Consider the following 22,048-nt stretch of genomic DNA (forward strand, 5'->3'; position numbering starts at 1 on the left):
AATCAGTGTCTCCTGATATCTCGGTGAATGGAGGTTACCCTCCCCTGAATGATAAACTGGTCATTAGCATCAATGATGATGGGCTTGAAGTCGGGATTGGCGGGCAGCAAACGCAGATAACCTTTATCCCTTGTGGATGTGTCGAGGGTCTTCACCGTCAGGCCTCCATTCACAAAGGCCACGACGATATGTCCGTCGGCCACTTCTTCCTGCCTGTCGGCCAAACAGATGTCGCCGTCGAGGATACCCAGACCTATCATTGACTCGCCCTTGACACGCACGAAGTACGACGCCTCTGGGTGATGCACGAACTTCTCGTTCAGATCCAGGCTCTCATGCTGATAGTCGGCCGCGGGCGAAGGGAAACCTGCTGCAGCCCCCTCAAAGTAGGGCAACTTCAGTCGTTTAGCTTCCTCCAGCGTGATATATTCCGCACCGTCAATAGGTTTCTTCTCTTCCATAGTCTTCATTAATTTGCCTGCAAATATAAGAAAAATGTCAGACATAGCCAAACAGTGTACGATTCTTTAATTTTGCTTAATGTTTAGCAAGTATGATTATAATCCAGAGAAAAAATCGTATCTTTGTCGCTGAGAATCATGCGTGCAAAAGACAGAATAACAATTCGGATGATTCAGTAACAGATAATATGTTTACGAAAGAGAAAAGAAGTTCTACTAATGAAAAAGATATTATTCCTGCACGGATTCTTTGCTAGCGGTCAGTGTGTGCCAGCTGTGGCTCTGAGGGAGGCATTCGAAGGACGTGCCGAGGTGCTTACGCCCGACCTGCCTATACATCCGAACATGGCGTTGGAGCTAATCAGGAACATCTGTGACAGGGAGCATCCCGACCTGCTGGTGGGCAACAGTTGCGGCTCTTTCTATGCCCAGATGCTGGCGCCCATAGTTGGCATTCCGGCCCTGCTTGGCAACCCACATTTTCAGATGACCGCATTCCTGGGAGAGCGCATTGGGACACATGAATACAAGTCACCACGCAAAGACGGCAACCAGCACTTTGTCATTGATGAGCCTCTGATACAGGAATTTGCAGAACTGGAAGCCACTCAGTTCCACTATTGTAATCCCCTTTTTAAGGACAAAGTATGGGGATTATTCGGGGAACAGGACACTCTGGCTCACTTCGAGCCGCTGTTTCTGGAGCATTACAACCTTTCATTCCATTTTCCCGGTGCTCACACCCCAACAGCCGAGGAAGTACGCACATGGTATGTTCCACTGATTGAGAAGATGTTATTAAGAGAACACTAAATGACCACAACCTTATATGCCACAATGCACTTGCTGGCAGCAATATATTTCTGGATATAAGTTTCACCTGCAGACAGCCCTACAAGTGTGTTGTCTTGTATGGCGGCTCTCACGCCATCAGCAAAGACGAAAGAGTCGCCATCCTCGCAGGTGAGTATGCCATTCACCTGGAGCGTTAGCGTTTCCGGCTGTACCTTGTAATAGGTGAATGGTCCCGTATTCGTCATCACCCCGAGTGCATTCCCAGTCAGTTCCGTGATATACCAGTTGTATCGCCGCTGATAGCCATATCCATTCGACTGCAGGGTAAGCATGGCACCTATCTGTGACCACCAGCCATACGTCATCGTATTGAAGCCATACTCAAAGAAATAGTCATATCCCGTATAGGTGTGGTCCTCATTGATGGTCAACAGCTCATAATACCCCATCACCGTATTTCCCCAGAACCAACTGCCGATGAGTGTCACCTCCTCCGCAGGCGTATCCTTCTGCACAAACGTGATACTATCCATCTGCTCAATAGGAATATCACTCACCGCCCCACCCTTATAATGGATGCGCATATGGTGCTGGGCCATACAAGTAATGCTCAGGCCCAACAGACAATATATGATGACTACCGTTCTCTTCATACCTTTCTCAAATACTAACGTACCTTTCTCGCCCCATTGGCATCAACAATAATATAGAAGCCATGAGATGGCGCTTTTGAGAGGCGACGGCCAAGCATGTCATAGAGACCGTAAGCCTGCCCACCCGCAACATGCTGAACGTCGACAGACGAGGGGATGGTGGTTGACTGGGGGTGAATATCTATCAACACCGCCTGTCCCCGATAATAGCCACCCATAGCCTCAGGCGACTCGTCAGCAGGATAATAGCCATCACCATCGCCACCCCATCCAAAGTTGAAGTGATAGAGGTTGGTCTCACTGTCATACCCATCAAGCACAAAGGCATGTCCCGAAGGACCGGAGCCCGAACCAGAACAGATAACGGGATAGCCCTTGGCCACCTGTGCATAGAGCATTCCCTCCCAATCCGGCAGACTGTCGCCACGACTGATATATTCCGACAGTATCCTGTATTGCGAATACAAGGCATTACCCACATCACGGATAGAGCCACCCGTAGATGAGGCATAGTTCAGATAGGCCGTGGTACCAAGGACATAGCACAACTGTGCCACTGCGGCTCGCGATTCCGCTGGACTATCGTTATCGTATTTATCGAGCATCAATGCCCAGTTATTAGGACTTCCCTTGGGGATGCTCCTCGTGACGGGGGCCCCGCCATACTCATAAGTAGGTGTATCCTTTAGGGTGGATGCAGGATTATAGTTGCGCCAGTAGTAAGCCACCTGAGCAGCAGCCAGGGCAACACAACCGGCCACGGTCTTGACCTGTCCATCCTGGATAACAGGTGCCAGGTCGTTGAAAGGCGATTGCTGGTGCCAATGGCAAGTGAGCAGCGGACGCACATCGGCCTTGGAGAGAGTATTCGGAGCACGTCTCTGTGCGCTCGCAGGTTGGAGCGTATCCAGGCCGTCGAGCCATTCCAAGACAGCAGGCGGCATGGCGGCTTCATCCCAACGGCTCTCAAGGGAGAAAGCCAGCAGACGCGGATTCCCCTCTCCCTGAACCGACACAATAGCATATCCACCCTGCTCCTTGCCACTGAAGATACAATATGTCGCAGTACGCTTGGCAAGAATCACATGACTGGTGCCCAACTGCCGCTCAGCGATAGTCATGGCACGTTGGAAACGATCATTGGCAAATGCTGTCACAGCCAACAACAAAGATAAGACAGATATAACTATTGTTCTCATCAGACTGGGGATTTTTGAAAAAGACAGGAGGCTGTGCCCCGCTAACCTGCAGACACAGTCTCCCATTAAAACTATCTATTTACTTAAACATAGAGAAGCGATATGCCCTTGGCGTCGATTCATCAATCACGCTATAGTGCTGTCCGGGTTCTGCTGCTCTTGCCTGAGAATACGTGTGCCACTGGTTGTTGTTGGCCACTCCGAAATAAGGATTGCCCACCTCAAAATAATCCCAGTAAGCCAGATAGGTGTTACCGCTACTGATGGTTACGTTCTTCTGGCCATAACCTGTAAAGGAGCTTGATCCCTTAGGTACGTAGCCAAAGAAGATCTCCGGATTGGGCGACAAGATATAGAAGTAGTCATACAGGTTAGACTTGAAATAAGTCCAGCTGCTATCGAAATCAGATGGTTCCATCCTATCTGACAGGAAATACCAAGAGCTGCTACCAGCATCATCCAGATAGATATAGTGGTTGGATGAACTGGGATCCAGACGGTAAGAAACAGCTACATTTCTAGCATATAGGCAGAGCGCACGAATACCATTGTCGGCTACAGTACCATAGGTTGACTCACTCTTATACTGGAAGTTCTGGAGGAAGATATAACCCAATGCACCGACGGGACGAGGGTTCAGACGGATAGTTGTCTTCTGACCAGAGACGATATTGACCACAGAGGCATCATAAGACATGATACACCATTTTGAGAAACGGTTTCTGACATTCATCTTCGCCGTTGACAGTTTCTGCTTATCAGCCAGCCACCACCATGACGCATCGTCGCCCGATGTCTTGTCGGCAAACGTCAGCGTAGTTACAACGGTATATCTACCCTCTGGCAGTCCCTTAGAGATGTTCAGTTCATTGAGATTGGTGGAATACTTTATCAGCGAGTCAACAAGTACGCCATTTGAATTATAGAACAGCACACGTGTCTGAATATATAAATCGTGCTCTGAATGGAACGTACGATAATCGTCGGTCACATTGATATCGTGACGTGTGTCGTTATAATTGTAACTCGAATAGAAATTATTCAGCGACACCGTGATATCCGTATCGTAGAGCGTGCCGCTATCTTCATCACCATCATCGCCACATGCTGCAAAGAGCATCATTGCCAAGGCAATAGCTCCGAAATAATATTTCTTCATCATATAAGTAGTTTTTAAAGGTTAGTACTAGGAAAATCAGAATCTTGAGGCATTAAACAGCCACGCCAGTGACACCTCAAACGAGTTCATCTTGCTCTTAAAGGAACTAGACAGGTCGCTGGTGCCGATATAATAGCGAGCGTTGATATCGAGCCCCGTGTTAGGAATGGTGTAGCCCAGGCCTACGAGCGGACGAACATCCATGCCCTTCACCTTACTGCCATTATTGTCAATGTTGAAGGTGGTGACAGCAAGCGTGTTCTTGTCTGTAATCTCAAGGGTGTTAGGCTTGCGGTCCATGGTACCGGCAATCGACGCACCAGCCTCGAAATAGAGGGTGTTCATCGACATCGAAGTGGCAAAAGGATAAACCTGAGCAAAGACAGGCACCTCGAAATAGCTGATGGTGAGGTCGGCATTCTTCTTGCCACCCTGATCCGTGCCCAATGTCTTCACCTTGTTCTGCTTATACTTCAGTTCGGCACCTATGGCAAAATAGCCTGTACCACCAACAGAAGCCTCAGAAGCCTGTCCGAAACGGATCTTCATGGCCAGACCGCCTGAGAATCCGAAACCGGCAGCATCATAGAGCTTACCCTGTTTGGGCTGAGTCATGGTGGTCAGCACACCACCTACCTTAGGACCAATGAAGAAGGCATTCTTCTTGACTTTTGCACCAGAAGAATAAACATCTTCTTCATCATCACTTTGTGCGAATGTGGGCATTGCTGTTACAAGCGCCACAAAAAGGAAAAGAAACTTTTTCATGTTAATACTTTTTTTATAGTTAATAAAATAGGTTATTTTTTTATGATTAGTGTACGCCCTGATACGGACATTCGCTGATTTTCTTGCCACAGGTAGGACAGATTTTCTCTACCTTTTTATTTTTTTCGCCCTCGTCGTTCTTACCATTTTCACCTTTCTTAGTAGTCTCTACCTTCGGACGTTCCTTCATCGTAAACGAGTAGGCAACCGGCCCCTCGAAGAGTTTCAGTCCCTCGGCAAAGACAGCCACTTCAAACTGTTTCTTACAGCTGCCCTGAAGGTTCAGGGTAAACGAATAATTATTATCCGACTTCTTCACCAGTGCCACGATATTGCCTTTTTCGTCGCGCATCTTCACGTCGACAGCCTTGTCGCGCCATACGCTGGGCGACAGCAGGGTGAAAGCGCAGTCCACCTTATTGCCCTCCATGAAGGTAAGCTGTCCGTTCTGAGGGGTAGCTACAAAGCCGTTGCCTGGGATATACTTCAAGATACCTATCTGACCATTCAGGGTGACGATAGCCAGATTATCCTCAAAGGGAGTGGCTGCAGAGAGCTGTGCAGGCAAAACGGTCTTGCCACTCTCCTCATAGCCATACAGTCCGCTGTTGGTGACAGGCGACAGTCCCACCTGACCGGCCTTCACCACCATCTTCTTGAACGGCACTTCCTTGGTACGTCCTGTGACCGACTGATAGCAGTACAGATAGTCGGTAGCGGTATTCTTGATACGTCCCGTCTTCTCCAGCCTGCTCTTTGCCTTGGCATCATAGAGGTAGTAAGAACGGTCGGCACCACCAAACTCGTCATAGACATAGGCCTTGCCCTGATAGACGTTGGTACATCCACCGATAGCCGGACCGATGCCATTGCCGCCATACATGAACTTCGCCTCGTTGCCATCCTTGTCGATCAGCACATATTTCTTATTCTTCATCACAGCAGCAAAACCTTCTGTGAAGGGTTTTATCCTACTGTATTTACCCTCGAAGCCCACCACGGCCTTGCCGTAGTCGTCGATATAGCCCAGGTTGCCTCGTTCGTCGGCTACCGACAGCAGACCGTCGGAATAGAACTTCTGTCCGTTCAGCGTATAGTAGCTGGTGGCAAAACCATGATACACCCCTTCGTCGGTCAGGATGCCAGCCACACGCTCGCCATGTCCGTCGGTACGTGTCACCAGGGCCTTATGTTCATAGAGGTCGCCTATCTGGTCATTGTCTATCGGAGCCACGATGGTACCGTCTGAGTTTATCAGGCCTACCTTACCGTTATGCTTCACGACATACAGGTTCCTGCCCAACCGGGAGATATCGTTATAGGTTGTGGGCTTCAACTCCCATACCACGGTCTGTGCGTTAGCCGACAGACAGAGAGTTGTCATCAGAGTTGTTAGAAGTGCTTTTGCTTTCATCTTCTGTGATATGTTTCGGGTTTATAAATTCTTTTTCAGTTCCTCCACCTTGGGCAGTATCTTCTCGTCGATAACCTTCTTTGTCTTGGGTGAGGTGACAAACATCTTCTGGCTTGGCCAGATATTCTTCGTGCAGTCGAAGGCTTCGCCACTGACATGCGACTCGATATCCGCTACCTTCTGCTTGTTGGGCGCAGGTACCTTTTCTTTCAGCGTCGTCAGCAGTTGTTTCACCGTCTTGGTGAATGCCTCACTCTTCTTGGAGGCATCTTTCCTGTCCTTCTCATTGATAGCCTTCAGCCCATTCAGTTGCGCTACCACCTGCTCCAGCATCTCCTTCACGGTCTGTCCCGCCTTGTCTTGCTGCTCGGCCTGCGTTTCTTTCAACTTTTTTATCTGTCGTCCCAGGGAGTCATTCTCCTCCGTGATAGTCGTCACCTTGCCTTCAGCCTTCTCTGTCACCGATGCGGTCTCAATCGTAGCTATCGGTTCTTCTGACGAAGTCAAACTGCCACTTTCTGCCACCGGCACGCCACCGGCACCTGAATCATTGACAGCCACCGCATGATTGCTCATCTTGACCAACAACAGGATATTCAGGATGATGCTGACCAGCAGCATGCACGACAGTGCTGCCAGGAGTATTTTTACTTGCTTACTCATTTTTTCCTTTAAGATTGAGTCTGTTTTCGTTTCTATGATAGCCAGCGTGTGGTTGTCGTGATGGCCACCGGCAGCAAAGCCTATACGGTCCACCTCTGCCGAGAGATTGCCTACCTTTGAGGCGATATCCTGCACAGACGTGAGGCGCTGCAACAGGTCCTCATGGCGCATAGAGCCCCAGACACCATCCGTACAAAGTACGAAACAGTCGCCCTTCCGATAGGGCACCTCCACCACATCTGCCACATGGTTGGAGGTATTCCCCAGTCCACGGGTAATCACATTCGACTGAGGCGACACGCGTGCCTGTTCCTCCGTCAGCACCTTGCCTCGCACCAGATCGCCCACCAGCGAGTGATCGTCCGTGCGATACCTCACCCGCCTGCCACGCAACTGATAGCAGCGGCTGTCGCCCAGATGAGCGATGAAGGCCGACTGTCTGCTGATCAGTACTGCCACCAACGTAGAACCCATGCCTCGCAGTTCGGGCACCTGGTTCATCTTCTCTTCCATGGCATCATTGGCACGGCTCACAGCCATCCTCAACGCGGTGGCCGGCGGTGTCTGGGCATTGCATTGCATCAACGTGGAAAGAAACTCGTTTTTGGCAATATAGGATGCCGTCTTTCCGCCAGGACCGCCACCCATGCCATCGCATACCACCAGGGCAAAGCCGAGGGGAGTCTCCGCAAAACCGAAATCATCCTGGTTTTCCGGACGGCCACCTTGCATGGAGTTTGCAAAGCCGAACAGCTGATATGTGGGTGACGTAATCTGAATCATAGCATGCATTTATGATAAGGCAGAGATAAGGGCTGCATAGAAGAGGAATACGCTCAGGAAGGCCAGCACATCGAGTACAAAGATGATGATACCCGCAATGTCCCATCCGTGTTGTGTCGCCATGAAGTCGGCAGCACTGCGCCATGACCTGTTCTGCCATGCCCACCGGGTGCCGTAGACGCCAAAGATGATATTGGGGATGGGGAACAGCCACCCTACGAAGAAGCCAATGAGGAAGGCCCACCAGCAACCGTTGAAGAAACCCCAGAGCGGATAGAGGCTGAAGGCGCCCCAGTTCCACTTCGAGAGATTCAGCGAGTCGCCCTCGTCAACAGGTGCCTGCATAGCGGGCTGTTGATAAGACTGTTGGAAGGGCTGCTGGTACGACTGCTGTGGTGGCATCTGTTGCTGTGGGCGGCCGGGGAAATAGACATCAATCTGATTCCAGCTTATCTGATACTTGCCAGCCACCATGATGGTATCTCCGCGACGGATGGGCACAGCACGATGCTTCACACTGACATTGTTGATCATCGTTCCGTTACTACTACAGTCTCTGTACATCAACTGGTTGCCATCATAGTAGATGGTGGCATGATGACTACTGGCATAGATACATCTTTCGTCCAGATAGATGTCACAATCCTTAGAGCGTCCTATGGTTACTTCCCTCAGCATCATAACGTATTCTTTTTTATTTGCTTACTTAATAATAAAAGGTATAGCCTTCTTGTTCTTGGCGTCATACAAGGCAAAGGTGCCCTGACCGCCTACGATATACTCGGCCTTGGTGGTGTGGTTCACACTCGTCTCAACAGAGACAGGACGGATGGTAGAGTTGACCAGGTCGCGATAGCTCACGCCGTACATAGTCTTCTTCTCCTTCTTATTCTCTATCTTATTGACCTTAACCACCTGATAGGCCTCGATATTGGCACCGTTGGCATTGCGGTATTCCACCGTGACACGGGTGTTGTTCTGGGGGTCTTTCTTGATGACCACCTTCTCGCTCAGGCTGTCGAGTACGCTGTTCTCACCTTTCTCGGTGATACCCGTCATCACTACCTCCTGACGGTTAATCAGCACCTCGCCCTCCTTCAGCAGGACGTCGAACTTAGGATCGAACTTGGGGTTCTCTTCCTTTCGGGTCTCCAGGATATCAGACACCTTGATGCTCTGGATAGCGCCTGAAGGCTGCTGCACCAGGAAATAGTTCTCTGAGTCTTTCGCGCTGGTATAGTTCTGCTCAATGATGATACCCTTTGTCTCGTTGCCGTTCTTGGTCTTCACAATATTCAGCAATTCACTTTGGGCGAAGATGTCCTGATTGGGATTGATGGGACGGAACGTGTACTTGATTACATCGTTGATCTTGAACGACTGGCGGATACCATTGTTCAGATAGAGCGTCAACAGCGAGTCGGTCTCCTCGGCATACTGTCCCTCGAACTCCATGCCCGACTTCAACTGGAAGATACGGTTAATGCCCGACAGGGCCGTCTTGCAACGCTTCTCGCCCTTGATAGCCAGCACATCCTTCCAGGGGATGGTATAGATATCAGGACTCATCTCCAGATACCTCACCAGTTCACCACGCTCAATGATTTTCACCTTTGCCACCGTCTTTGACTTCGAGGTAACATCAGCCAGATACAGGGTGCGCTGGTTGCCAGTACCTTCGAAGGCCTCGTTTTTCTCGGCCCATTCTACCCAGTTCTTGTCCAGTTCGCCAACGGTGTAGTTTTTCTCGTTGCTGATGGTGGCCTGACTGCTCTTCAGGCATATCTCAGCCACATCAGAATGGATGGTCAGGTTACCGTTATCATCCTGCTTCTGGATATAGCCACTCAACACAGAACCATCCTTCAGATAGATTTTCTGTACGATGACTGCCTCAGCGCTGCCGGCAATAGCCAGGGCAGCGACCATGATTGAAAGTATCTTTTTCATAAGTCCTGTTTTTAGTTACGTGCTTTGTTCTTGTCGTAGAGCGCCTTCAAATGTTTGATATTGCAGCCATAAGCCACATCCGTGCCCCTATAGCTTCCGAACACAACACCAACGAGTCTGTGTTCCTTGTCAATGATTGGTGAGCCACTCTGCCCTCCTACCACATTGCTCTGCAGTTGGAACATGTCATCATCAGGTGTCTTGCTCACATAGGTTCTGTGAACGGTAGGCAGATACTCTGTACCTTTTGTAATCAGATTCATACCTGTGCCAAACTCAGAGGGATAGCCAATGGTAGTCAGCTCTTCTTCCTGAGGAATCAGGGACGTCTCGTCCACCCTGGCATTCTCTATGTCAAAGATACCGCCTTTTATAATATCGTCTGGCGTCTTTTTGGAGTTAAGACGGATTAAGGCAACATCTCTTTCTTTAGCACCACTCTCTGCTATCACCTGACAAGAATACAAGTCGGCAATCGTGGTAAAGTTAGTACCAGTCAATGCCACACCAATATATTCCATTGAACCAGAGATGTTTATTTCAGATTTTTGAAGACGAGTAAACCATGCCCTTGCTTCTTCAACAGGCACCTTGCCAGAATTGATGGCGGCATTCAACAGGGGCACAAGAATACTTGATGAATTGTCGTTAAGATTCTTCTCCATTGCCTGTTTGATGGTTTCCACGGCATTTTCTGGCAGATACTCCCATGGCAAAGCGATATGACGGTTTGTACCCATTTCACCATCTTTAGAAATGAAGAATGCCGTACCTCTTGCACCAATGGGAGAAATGTTTGAGCCTGGTGTACCTAAGGCTAGATTGCCCTTATTGTCAATACCAAATGTCCATTTCTCCGGCCATCCCTTAATTTGACCAATAAACGGATCATCCTTATAGGTCACTTGTACATAGTACTGCTCAAAAACACAGGCTGTAGCTTTTTCCAGTGCCTTGATATTGGGTTTGCTATTAGGCCATGCAGCCCAGATGCCAACACCAACGCCAACAAGTACCAATAAGGAGGCTGCAATGCCCACAACGGCCTTCCATGCCTCACTGGGCCACTGGATAGGCGCTGCCTTCAGGTTGACAGGCACACCACCACAGACCACCGCACTGCTCTTCTTGATACGTGTGGGAACATTGGCGGCAATCTTCCTGCCATCTACCGTGGTACCGTTCTTGCTATGGTCTACGATATACACCTTGTTGTCACGCCCCACCTTGATAGTGGCATGATAGCGGCTGACGGTATTGCCCGAAATCTGGATGTCGTTATTGAAATGCGAACCGATGCCGTAGATAGCCTTGTAGGCCGAGTTATCCTCGGGCTGAGGCACCTGGCTCCACTGCAGTTCCACATCGGCAAAGCGCACGGCATCACCACGACGGATGTTAACGGGCTTGCCGGGCTTGATAGGCTGGTTCATCACGAAGGTACCATTACGGCTACCCTTGTCTTCCAACTGTATGTCACCGCTATTGAGCAGGGTGAGTTCTGCATGTAGTGAACTGACATTCTCACTGTATAATACAATATCACAGGCTGCGTCGCGGCCAATCTTTAGTAGTCTCATATTTCCTATAGTTTTAAGTTGTTATCAGTAATCTGTTTCTTCTTATCCACGTACACGTGTGGGCTTCGGCTCTTCCTTCTTGGGTTCTGCCTTTTCCTTGGCATTGTCTTTCTTAGGCTCTGCCTTCTTCACGTTCTTTTTGGATGCAGCCTTTTCTGCTGCCTCCTTCTGCGCCTTCTCTATAGAGTCCTGCACGTGTTTCGCGATAGAATCCTGGATATGCTTCTCTTGCTCAGCAATCCGCTGCTGTTCGTTCTTCAACTCAGTTGAGTCAACAGCAACAGGCACAGGCTCTTCAGGTGCTTCACTGCCAAACCAAGTAAAGAATCCCCAGGCACCACCAGCCACCAGCAATACTGCTATAACACCGATGATACTCCAACGCACGATAGCCCCACTGGTATTAGGAATCTGGTTCCAGTCCAGACGAGCCACATGGGCAAACGAGATATTGTCCTTGCGAGTTACGGGCACCGGCACATTCGATGAGATACGGATACCGTTAACATAGGTACCATTGTGGCTCTGGTCCACAATCGTCATTTTCCCGGACGGCGCTACGTTCAGAATAGCGTGCCGTCTGCTGATGACGTCGGAATTGTCGTCAATGACGATATTACAGGCGGCATCTCTTCCAATTGAATAGACTTTCATAGTTTTATTTTTTGTTTTTGTTATTAGGTTCTTTTACTTGGTTCACGATAGCCTTTATCTGATCCAGACTGGCATTCACTTTGGATATACTGTCATTCAGCCGATTGATACTATCAGCACTGAGACTATCTTTCTGTTGCAATTCAGCCACCTGTTTATCCAGTTCTGCCGTATCGGGCCTTGTGGCATATTGGGCTATATTGCATACGATGCTGATGGCGCAGACTGCTGCCAGACACAACATCAAAATCTTGGTTTGCTTTGACATGGTTGTTTTAAGTTTTGAGTTAATACGTGTTTCTACAAGGGCTATCGTCAGGTTGTCATGCCCGCCGCCTTCCCTGCGTCCCAGTTCGTCTACTACTGTAGCAATATTATCTGTGATGGGACCTAATGCCCTACCCTTCTCCGTGGCCAGTTTGATGAGCTCCTCCTCAGGCATCGAACCGTGGATGCCGTCTGAGCAGAGCAGAAAACGGTCGCCCTTCAGGTAAGGCACCTCCTGCACCTCCACCTCCACATCGGGTTTGGCACCCAGTGCACGCGTAATCACGTTCGACTGTGCCGACAGGCGTGCCTGTTCTTCCGTGATCACCTTTTGTTTCACCAGGTCAAACACCATGGAGTGGTCAAAGGTACGGAATACCTTCTTCCTGCCTCGGAATTGATAGATGCGACTATCGCCCACATGGGCCACGAAGGCCGACTGGTCGGTGAGCAGCAGTACGGTGGCCGTAGAGCCCATGCCCTTCAGGGCAGGCGTCTCGTTGCCAGCCTCTATGATGGCCATATTGGCACGTCTGATAGCCTTGATAATCACATTGGCAGTTGCCTCGTCCTTATTGGCCTCGTCGATACCCGCTATAATCTCGTTGACAGCAATGGCAGATGCCGTCTTGCCACCAGGACCGCCTCCCATACCGTCGCACACGGTAACGACAAATCCGCGCTCCGTCTGTTTCGAGAGATAGGAGTCCTGATTCTCTGCCCTACCACCAATGCGGGATTCCGCAAAGCCGATAAAGATATCCTCTTCACTATAATGCAACTTTTTCAGTTCCATAACATGATTAAAATTATGATGATTATACTAATGATGACAAACAGCCCCACAGCGATTCCTGCCGCCAGGACCCAGTATTGCCCGAGCCACACGCCTATTCTCTCCGACATGGGCGGGTCTGGCAGGAGGGATGCCTCTATGGCCTCCCTGAATGCCCTCGCCGTCTGGTAGCGCTTGGCCTGCTCCTTCTCCGTGGCCTTCCACAGCACGTCCATCAGCTTATGCGGAATCAGGTCGCTACTGGGAAGTGGGTTCTTCATCTGACGTGTCAGGGTCTCGGCCTCCACATTACTGGCCATCGGGTTACTGCCCGTCAGCAGTTCATAGAAGGTGATACCCAGGGCATAAATGTCCGTCGTCGCGTTGATCTGTACGCTGGTACCGTTCTGTTCGCGTGTAATCTGCTCTGGAGCGGAATACTCCGGTGTGCCGATGAAGCCAAAGGCCGAGAACTTGTTACCGCCGTTCATACGGGCGATACCCAGGTCCATGAGTCGGATATTGGAGTCGTTCTCTACCATGATATTCGAAGGCTTGATATCACGATGAATCACCCCGCGGGAGTGTACATAGTCCAGGGCGTCGAGCACGGAATACATGGCGTTGCAGATCTTCTCCACCCTGTTAGGACTGTTGGCCAGCTTCTTCACGAACACATCGATATTCTCGCCTTGCACGAAATTACTGATCATGAAGATAGGACCGCTGTCGGGGGCATACTCGCAATAACCCACCATCTCCACCAGGTTAGGATGACGGAATGCCAGCGATGCCTCCTGTCTGGCGCGTTCTCGTATCATCTTGCTGTTGGCATAGGCATCCTTCACGCGCTTGATGGCCACAGGTGCGCCATTCTTGCATCTGAACCCACGGTACACGTCGCCCATGGCACCACTGCCCACAGGTGGTTCCTGCGGATTGTAGCAATACCACTCGTTCATGACCCATAAGTAGATATACGGGTCACCCTTCCTTGTGACTACTGTTTGTCTGACTGTATTAGGCATCGTTAAAACAGTTTCTTTTTATTTCATTTTCTCTACCTGACGTTTCCACTTAGGCAACTGGGAACGGTATTCAGATATATCCTTCACATTATCAAGCCACTTCACGATATCTGCACGATAGCCAGTTATCATACGGATGTACAGCCTGTCGTTTGCCCGTCTGGCATGCTCCATGGCCTTGCAGAAACAGTCTATCGCCTTGTCGGCATCGCGCTTCTGCACAGCCTCCGTACGCTGGGCACCCTTCCAGTAGTCGCAGGCCAGTTCATACAGAGCCTGGTAGTTCCTGGGATTCTGTTCAATGCTAATCTCCAGCAGACGGTGAGCCTTACGGTTGTCAACACCTATCTTCAGCATCTTCTGCATCCTCGTAATGGAGTCAGGACAGTAGTCATCCTTGAGCTTGCTCTTGAAATAGAGGCGACTCACCAGGTAGGTAGCATCGGCATTGCCGTCTTTCGAAAGGCTTTCCAACTGTGCAAAACCCTCTGAGGCTGTCGTCGCCCGGTGCAGGGCTGCAATAGCAGAGCCAAAGGTCACAGGTGCCGGTTCGGGCGCAGGTGCTGGGGCTACTTCAGGCGCAACGGTGTCGGCCTGCGCCGTAAGGTTTTCATCCTCCATAGCCTTTACCTCGTCTGGAACAAAGACATACGGCTTTTCTTCGATATTCTGTTCCTTTTCGCCCGACAGGGATGTGATAGCAAGAACTGCACCACCGACGATGATGCCACAAGCAGCTACGCCACCTATTATATATGTATAGAGGGGTTTCCACTCGAAGCCACCGCCCGTGCCGTTCAGTGCTATCTGGTCCAGGGCCACACGGAATTCCGCTGCACTCCTGAAACGCTTGGCACGCGTCTTGTCGGTTGCCGTCTCGATAATCTTGCGTATCTGCTTGTTCTTGATAAGTCCCAGCGGCATCTTCTGGTGCAACTGCTTGTTCATCACCTCATGCCTGTCGCCTTCAAAGGGCGGATGGCCAATGATACACTGGAATAGCAGGATACCAACGGCATAGATATCCGTGGTCTTGTCCTGACTCTTGATATCACCCAGAATCAGCTCCGGTGCTGCGTATTCCGGCTTACCCATAAACACGCCTGCCACCGTCAGCGACTTGTCGTTCGTGGTGAGCGACTGCATCTGCTTGGCTATACCAAAGTCAATCAGCTTGATATGGCCGTTGGATGTAATCATGATGTTAGTAGGGTCAATATCACGATGGATATAACCGGCATCATGCAGCGCCATCAAGCCCGACAACACATTCCTGATGATATACGTAGCGAAGTGATAGGGATCACGCTGATAGTCGTTGTACAACTTCTGGGCAAACGGCATCGGCTCGCCGCGCTTATTGGTCAACTTTCCTGCCAGCAGGTCGTCCAGCATAATGCCGTCCAGCAGTTCACTCACCACGTGGTAGTGATGCTGGATATCTCCCAGCGGACCTTTCTCCTCTATATCTATGAAGCCCAGCATCTCCACCAGGTTGTCATGGCGTATCTGGATGGAGGCTTCTCTTCGAGCTCGCTCGATGGCATGAGCAGGCAGGTCGCTAAACATGAACTTGATAGCCACATCAAAGGCAGTGCCTGTCACCTCGTTGACACAGCGTCCCTTATACACCTTGCCCATGCCGCCCTCGCCTAGTGGTTCCTCTGAGGGGTCAAACTCATAATAGATGCCACTGCGTTTCTCGGCTTTGCCCTGTAATCTGTATATTGCCATGCTCTATCGTTAAAGACCTACAGTACCACCCTTGTCAAAGGGGTTTGAACCATCCAATCCCACGGTGCCGCCGCCAGGATTATAATCATACGGGTTGAAATCGTCGCCTGGTCTGGTGGGGCGCTGACTGCCGGGGAAGAATGGCTCCGGTCCGTCGTTCACCTCTTCCTCTGCTGCCTCGGTAGCGATAAAGCCCTCTACCGGTTTCAGGCCCAGTGAAGCGGCATCAATCAGAATCAGGTAAAGCTCGTAGTTGTCGCCAATGGTAATGATATCACCATTCTTGCATTCCTCGGCCGAGAAGCCAAGGCTCTGTCCGTTCAGCATGGTGCCATTCGTAGAGCGGGCATCGCTGATAGAGGCAATCACCTTCTCGGGGTTCTTCATCTTCCTGACCACCAGCACGGCATGATCTGACGATACGGTGCCTTCCTGCAGACAGATATCGCACGAAGGAGCCTTGCCGATGGTGTTCTGACCGATATGCAGGGGCCAGTACTCGCCTGCAGGCGTACGCGATACAGAATAGAGGAAACCGATCACGGGTTTGCCCGTAGGATTTGCCTGGCGCTGCTGTGGACGGTTGTCGGCAGAGACATCGGGGGTGTTTGCACCCATGCCCGGGATAACAGTACCACGAGAGGCAGCCTGTGAATTACGAGAATAGAAATTAGAAGATGCATTACCTTGACCATAGTTTGCATCTGCCGGCTCTAAGCCTGGGATAACGGTTTTGTTCTGTGACATAATATTTATATTTTAAATTAACTAAAGTTTCGCAAGTGATGGCGCACCTGCATAATTTAACATAAAATAGGAATAAAAATGGCTTCGAAGTTTGCTCAACTCACTGAAAATGAGTAACTTTATAGTCGCCAAACAATAAAGTTCAAACTTAGAAGCCGTGAGCAAAGGTACAACAATTATTTCAGATTTGAGAAGCTTTTTCTCAGAAAATGAGAATAACCGTGCAATTAATGCGATTATGAGAGTGATGGAGTGCATAAACATACGTCCGGAGCAGATAGGGCCAGAGAAGAAAGAGAACTGCAAGTTCACGAACGTGCAGGTCCTTAATCTTTTGATGCTGTTCCCTTTCTTCGTCGTCAGGAATGCATACCGGTACTCTGGCTCTTCATTAAGCCGCTTGTTCTGTTGTGAGAAGGACATGTTCTATCGTTTTATGAATGATGGTGATATCAAGTGGCGCAAACTGCTGTATGCGATGAACCTCCAGCTGCTGCGTAAGATCAGCCGTAGCACCGAGGCTGAGCATGACAAGCCTGTCTGCCTGATTATCGATGACACAGACGCTCCAAAGAGTGGTCGCAAGAGTGAACTTATCGGCAAGGTTTTCTCTCATATCCAACATAAGAGCATCCTCGGCTACAAATGTCTGACGCTGCTTCTGTGCGATGGCATGAGCCAATTGTTTCTCGATTTCTCGCTTCATGGTGAAGAAGGCAGTAATCCTGACAAGAAGCAAGGGTTGACGGACAAGCAACGCAGTGAGCGTTTCTCTGCCGACTATACGGGGCAATGTGTTGAGGAGCGCATAAAAGAATACACCATGAAGAAGACTGACAAGGCAATCGAGATGGTGAAGTACGCTATCAAGCGTGGAATACGTTTCGACTATCTGCTGGTTGACAGTTGGTTTACCAGTGCAGACTTCGTTCGCCTGATTACCAGCCGCCACATCAAGTGTCATTTGATTGGTATGATAAAGATTGGAAAAACCAAATACCACACCCAGTGGGGTGATTTGACTGCTAAGCAGATTATCAAGAAGCTCCAGAAGCAGGGTCTCACCAAACATAACAGGACACTCAGATGTACCTACTGCACCATCGATGTGAAGTTTGCAGGTACCACCGTGCGTTTGTTCTTCTCGAAACGAGGCAGGAATGGGCTTTGGAATGGATTGCTCACTACGGACCTCTCGCTTAGTTTTCTCAAAGCATACAGGACGTACGCTATCCGCTGGACTACCGAGGTGGCTTATCACGACCAGAAGCAACTGCTCGACTTCGGCAGATGTCAGAGCGTACACTTCTCTGCACAGATTGCCAGCTTTACGCTGATCATGATGCAGTACAACATACTTTGCACGGTGAAGCGGTTTGAAGCCTACGAAACCGTCGGGGCGCTCTTCCGTGATACCACTGGCAACACTCTCGAGCTGTCCGCTTCGGACAGGATATGGGAACTTATATTGGACACCATCCTGGAAATCGCAGAGATGATCTCTGCCGATGCCAGTGAACTGCTTTCTGCGGTTATTGATGCCAATCCTAAGTTCCATAAGCTATATCAAATGTATAAATTAGTCGCTTGATGAATGAATATTCACTTGCGAAAGTTCAGTAAATTAACTAAAGTTTCGCAAGTGATGGCGCACCTGCATAATTTAACATAAAATAGGAATAAAAATGGCTTCGAAGTTTGCTCAACTCACTGAAAATGAGTAACTTTATAGTCGCCAAACAATAAAGTTCAAACTTAGAAGCCGTGAGCAAAGGTACAACAATTATTTCAGATTTGAGAAGCTTTTTCTCAGAAAATGAGAATAACCGTGCAATTAATGCGATTATGAGAGTGATGGAGTGCATAAACATACGTCCGGAGCAGATAGGGCCAGAGAAGAAAGAGAACTGCAAGTTCACGAACGTGCAGGTCCTTAATCTTTTGATGCTGTTCCCTTTCTTCGTCGTCAGGAATGCATACCGGTACTCTGGCTCTTCATTAAGCCGCTTGTTCTGTTGTGAGAAGGACATGTTCTATCGTTTTATGAATGATGGTGATATCAAGTGGCGCAAACTGCTGTATGCGATGAACCTCCAGCTGCTGCGTAAGATCAGCCGTAGCACCGAGGCTGAGCATGACAAGCCTGTCTGCCTGATTATCGATGACACAGACGCTCCAAAGAGTGGTCGCAAGAGTGAACTTATCGGCAAGGTTTTCTCTCATATCCAACATAAGAGCATCCTCGGCTACAAATGTCTGACGCTGCTTCTGTGCGATGGCATGAGCCAATTGTTTCTCGATTTCTCGCTTCATGGTGAAGAAGGCAGTAATCCTGACAAGAAGCAAGGGTTGACGGACAAGCAACGCAGTGAGCGTTTCTCTGCCGACTATACGGGGCAATGTGTTGAGGAGCGCATAAAAGAATACACCATGAAGAAGACTGACAAGGCAATCGAGATGGTGAAGTACGCTATCAAGCGTGGAATACGTTTCGACTATCTGCTGGTTGACAGTTGGTTTACCAGTGCAGACTTCGTTCGCCTGATTACCAGCCGCCACATCAAGTGTCATTTGATTGGTATGATAAAGATTGGAAAAACCAAATACCACACCCAGTGGGGTGATTTGACTGCTAAGCAGATTATCAAGAAGCTCCAGAAGCAGGGTCTCACCAAACATAACAGGACACTCAGATGTACCTACTGCACCATCGATGTGAAGTTTGCAGGTACCACCGTGCGTTTGTTCTTCTCGAAACGAGGCAGGAATGGGCTTTGGAATGGATTGCTCACTACGGACCTCTCGCTTAGTTTTCTCAAAGCATACAGGACGTACGCTATCCGCTGGACTACCGAGGTGGCTTATCACGACCAGAAGCAACTGCTCGACTTCGGCAGATGTCAGAGCGTACACTTCTCTGCACAGATTGCCAGCTTTACGCTGATCATGATGCAGTACAACATACTTTGCACGGTGAAGCGGTTTGAAGCCTACGAAACCGTCGGGGCGCTCTTCCGTGATACCACTGGCAACACTCTCGAGCTGTCCGCTTCGGACAGGATATGGGAACTTATATTGGACACCATCCTGGAAATCGCAGAGATGATCTCTGCCGATGCCAGTGAACTGCTTTCTGCGGTTATTGATGCCAATCCTAAGTTCCATAAGCTATATCAAATGTATAAATTAGTCGCTTGATGAATGAATATTCACTTGCGAAAGTTCAGTAAATTAATAGTTCTGGTTATTTCAAGTCGCAATACACTTCACAGTGTTTATTTAATATTTGCAAATTTAAACATTTCCGAGCCATCATCCAAATTTCCGTCATGCTTTTTCAAGCCCCAAAAAGCACCTAAAAGAGCATAAAATACCTTTTACATTGCAAAATTTACCTCTTATCGACTGATATGTCATTTTAACCAAAAAGTAACCACTCACTCAGAATAAAAAGATTGTATTATTGTCAATTTCTTAAAAAAAAACTATCTTTGCACCACGATTTTGAAAACATGGTTAACCCTACAAAAACAAAGATAAGAACTGGTATCATGCTTGTCGCCCTGACAAGTATTGCCTCCTTGCTGTCCTGCGACGACACGCCCACCACCGCCATACCCATGCAGCAGACCATGGATTCGCTGAAGATGTGGTACACACAGATGGAGGGCGACTCCATGTATGCTGCCAGCACACGCATTGCGCAATTCCTTGAGCAGCACCAAGACGACATGAGTGAACCTGTGCGCAGACTAAGAGCTGAATGGCTGAAGGCAAAAGGTGTCTATTATACTGCCATCAAGGGTCAGCCCGACAGCGGGCTGGTGTACACCGAACAGGCCCTGGCCGAGATGCAGGGACTGAAGGGCATGGACGAGATACGCGTGCTGGCAATGGCCAACAGGGCCGACTTCTACCGCCAGCTGGGTCAGCTCGACCGCAGTGCCGACGGCTACCTGCAGGCCATGCAGACGGCCGACTCTACCGGCATGGGCGACGAGATGAAGATTCCCCTGATGCTGGGTATCAGCACGGCCTATACCTTCATGGGCGACTATGCCAACAGTCAGCGCTGGTGGCAGCGCCTGGGCACTATGCTGCCCACCATGCAACGGGGCGATCAGTTTATATATTACAACAACCTGGGTAATGACCATTATTTTCAGGCACATTACCAAGAGGCACGCGACTGTTTCCTGAAGGCTGCTGCACTGGTTAAGGACGACGAGGCCAAGCTGTGGGACTACTACACCTCTCTTGGAAACCTGGGCGAGATCTACATCTGCCTGGAACAGGCCGACTCTGCCCGTCAGATTATCAGCGAGGCCGACTCCTTCTTCCGCCGCGTCAATTTCCCACCTCTTATTTACTATATGGCCACATCCAGCATGAAACTGAAGATGCTGGAGGGCGATATTCCCGCTGCACAGGCCATCGCCGCTGCAAGTCCCAAGGACGACATCAGCATCCCTGCCGCCAAGGTGTTAAGACTGCAGGCCCTGGAACAGCTGATGAAGAAGACCGGACGCTGGCAGGAGGCCACGGAGATTCACGACGAACTGCACCAGCTGACCGACTCCATCCAGAAGAAACAGTCGGCCATGAGGATGAGTACCCAACTGCTGCAATACAAGCACGACAAGCAGCTGATGGCGCAACAGCAGGAGATAAACCAGCAGCAGATGAGTTTCCACCTGGCCCTGGCATTACTGGCCATTGCCCTGCTGATCATCGTCGTCACCGTTGTGCTCTACCAGCTGCACCGTCGCCGCCATCGCCTGCAGGAGATAACCTCCCAGCAGCAGATCATCGTGCTGCGCATGGAGAATATCCGCAACCGCATCACGCCGCATTTCATCTATAACGCCCTGTCTCACGAGATGCTCGCACAGATGGATGGCAAAGCGGTCGACCTGAGTGCCCTCACGCAATTGCTGCGCCGTGGCGTCGACCAGGCCGATATGCTGGAGACCACGCTCAGCGAGGAACTGCGCTTCGTGGACTACTATGTGGAGATAGAGGGCCGGCAGATGGGCAACAAGCTGCATTACGAGAAAATCATCGCGCCAGACGTTGCGCCCGAAGAGGTACACCTGCCTGCCATGACCATACAGATCTTTGTTGAGAATGCCATCAAGCATGGACTGCAGCGCCAGGGTGGCGAACTCACCATCCGCGTCAACCGTCAGGGCGACAGCACCCTGATAGAAGTCATCGACAACGGCAAGGGACTGGGCAACAAGAGTCCAATGGAACATACCGGCATGAGGGTGGTACGTCAAACCATACAGATGCTCAACGAGCACAACCACCAGCAAATCACATTTGGCATCGCCAACAGGCAACCGTCAGGCTGCAGAGCCTGGTTGCTGGTGCCTAGCGAATATAACTATTCCATCATCTCACAATCTTAACTGA

19 protein-coding genes are annotated in these 22,048 nt (G+C 49.8%); 4 read left to right on the forward strand and 15 right to left on the reverse strand.

The genetic code is table 11. The features are described from left to right. Positions 1 to 2: 2 nt before the first annotated feature. Positions 3 to 461, reverse strand: a complete 459-nt coding sequence (locus tag L6468_RS10505; RefSeq protein WP_237793196.1) for a LexA family protein — start codon at positions 459 to 461, stop codon at positions 3 to 5. 219 nt (positions 462 to 680) lie between these two features. Between L6468_RS10505 and L6468_RS10510 the strand changes: the two genes are divergently transcribed. Further along, positions 681 to 1,274: a YqiA/YcfP family alpha/beta fold hydrolase gene (locus L6468_RS10510; protein ID WP_091817903.1), complete on the forward strand. Its 594-nt coding sequence runs from the start codon at positions 681 to 683 to the stop codon at positions 1,272 to 1,274. On the opposite strand, the gene L6468_RS10515 is transcribed toward L6468_RS10510, so the two are convergent. From L6468_RS10515 to L6468_RS10580, 14 genes are all read right to left on the reverse strand, one after another. Further along, complete coding sequence (locus L6468_RS10515) at positions 1,271 to 1,909, reverse strand: hypothetical protein (protein ID WP_091817901.1); 639 nt, start codon at positions 1,907 to 1,909, stop codon at positions 1,271 to 1,273. The genes L6468_RS10510 and L6468_RS10515 overlap by 4 nt on opposite strands. A gap of 14 nt (positions 1,910 to 1,923) precedes the next feature. Continuing rightward, positions 1,924 to 3,108 (reverse strand): C10 family peptidase, encoded by a 1,185-nt coding sequence (locus tag L6468_RS10520; protein WP_237793197.1) that lies wholly within the window; start codon positions 3,106 to 3,108, stop codon positions 1,924 to 1,926. A gap of 79 nt (positions 3,109 to 3,187) precedes the next feature. Beyond that, on the reverse strand, positions 3,188 to 4,270 hold the full coding sequence (locus L6468_RS10525) for a hypothetical protein (RefSeq protein WP_237793198.1): 1,083 nt from the start codon (positions 4,268 to 4,270) through the stop codon (positions 3,188 to 3,190). Positions 4,271 to 4,303: 33 nt separating this feature from the next. Beyond that, complete coding sequence (locus tag L6468_RS10530; RefSeq protein WP_237793199.1) at positions 4,304 to 5,035, reverse strand: outer membrane beta-barrel protein; 732 nt, start codon at positions 5,033 to 5,035, stop codon at positions 4,304 to 4,306. A gap of 46 nt (positions 5,036 to 5,081) precedes the next feature. Beyond that, positions 5,082 to 6,449: a WG repeat-containing protein gene (locus L6468_RS10535; protein ID WP_237793200.1), complete on the reverse strand. Its 1,368-nt coding sequence runs from the start codon at positions 6,447 to 6,449 to the stop codon at positions 5,082 to 5,084. A 21-nt stretch (positions 6,450 to 6,470) separates the two neighbouring features. Continuing rightward, positions 6,471 to 7,895, reverse strand: coding sequence for a PP2C family protein-serine/threonine phosphatase (locus L6468_RS10540; protein ID WP_237793201.1), 1,425 nt, complete (start codon positions 7,893 to 7,895; stop codon positions 6,471 to 6,473). Positions 7,896 to 7,904: 9 nt separating this feature from the next. Continuing rightward, positions 7,905 to 8,576 carry an FHA domain-containing protein gene (locus tag L6468_RS10545; RefSeq protein ID WP_237793202.1) on the reverse strand — a complete coding sequence of 224 codons (672 nt, stop codon included), beginning with the start codon at positions 8,574 to 8,576 and terminating at the stop codon, positions 7,905 to 7,907. A 21-nt stretch (positions 8,577 to 8,597) separates the two neighbouring features. After that, the gene (locus L6468_RS10550; protein ID WP_237793203.1) at positions 8,598 to 9,845 is read right to left on the reverse strand and encodes a hypothetical protein; all 1,248 of its coding nucleotides are present in this window, start codon (positions 9,843 to 9,845) and stop codon (positions 8,598 to 8,600) included. Positions 9,846 to 9,856: 11 nt separating this feature from the next. Next, entirely contained in the window at positions 9,857 to 11,425 is a 1,569-nt protein-coding gene (locus tag L6468_RS10555) for an FHA domain-containing protein (RefSeq protein WP_237793204.1), read from the reverse strand. A gap of 42 nt (positions 11,426 to 11,467) precedes the next feature. After that, the gene (locus tag L6468_RS10560; protein ID WP_237793205.1) at positions 11,468 to 12,079 is read right to left on the reverse strand and encodes an FHA domain-containing protein; all 612 of its coding nucleotides are present in this window, start codon (positions 12,077 to 12,079) and stop codon (positions 11,468 to 11,470) included. A gap of 4 nt (positions 12,080 to 12,083) precedes the next feature. Continuing rightward, complete coding sequence (locus L6468_RS10565) at positions 12,084 to 13,142, reverse strand: PP2C family protein-serine/threonine phosphatase (protein WP_237793206.1); 1,059 nt, start codon at positions 13,140 to 13,142, stop codon at positions 12,084 to 12,086. Further along, complete coding sequence (locus L6468_RS10570; RefSeq protein WP_237793207.1) at positions 13,133 to 14,149, reverse strand: serine/threonine protein kinase; 1,017 nt, start codon at positions 14,147 to 14,149, stop codon at positions 13,133 to 13,135. Before L6468_RS10570 ends, L6468_RS10565 begins: the two co-directional genes overlap by 10 nt. A gap of 18 nt (positions 14,150 to 14,167) precedes the next feature. Further along, positions 14,168 to 15,883 carry a serine/threonine protein kinase gene (locus L6468_RS10575; RefSeq protein WP_237793208.1) on the reverse strand — a complete coding sequence of 572 codons (1,716 nt, stop codon included), beginning with the start codon at positions 15,881 to 15,883 and terminating at the stop codon, positions 14,168 to 14,170. A 9-nt stretch (positions 15,884 to 15,892) separates the two neighbouring features. Beyond that, positions 15,893 to 16,630, reverse strand: coding sequence for an FHA domain-containing protein (locus tag L6468_RS10580; RefSeq protein ID WP_237793209.1), 738 nt, complete (start codon positions 16,628 to 16,630; stop codon positions 15,893 to 15,895). A gap of 157 nt (positions 16,631 to 16,787) precedes the next feature. Between L6468_RS10580 and L6468_RS10585 the strand changes: the two genes are divergently transcribed. From L6468_RS10585 to L6468_RS10595, 3 genes are all read left to right on the forward strand, one after another. Then, positions 16,788 to 18,221: an IS4 family transposase gene (locus tag L6468_RS10585; RefSeq protein WP_431356549.1), complete on the forward strand. Its 1,434-nt coding sequence runs from the start codon at positions 16,788 to 16,790 to the stop codon at positions 18,219 to 18,221. A gap of 173 nt (positions 18,222 to 18,394) precedes the next feature. Then, positions 18,395 to 19,828, forward strand: a complete 1,434-nt coding sequence (locus tag L6468_RS10590; RefSeq protein WP_431356549.1) for an IS4 family transposase — start codon at positions 18,395 to 18,397, stop codon at positions 19,826 to 19,828. Positions 19,829 to 20,142: 314 nt separating this feature from the next. Continuing rightward, positions 20,143 to 22,044 carry a tetratricopeptide repeat-containing sensor histidine kinase gene (locus L6468_RS10595; RefSeq protein ID WP_237793210.1) on the forward strand — a complete coding sequence of 634 codons (1,902 nt, stop codon included), beginning with the start codon at positions 20,143 to 20,145 and terminating at the stop codon, positions 22,042 to 22,044. Positions 22,045 to 22,048: the final 4 nt, after the last annotated feature.

Origin of the sequence: Prevotella communis, from assembly GCF_022024115.1 — a bacterium.
Taxonomy (GTDB): Bacteria; Bacteroidota; Bacteroidia; order Bacteroidales; family Bacteroidaceae; genus Prevotella; species Prevotella communis.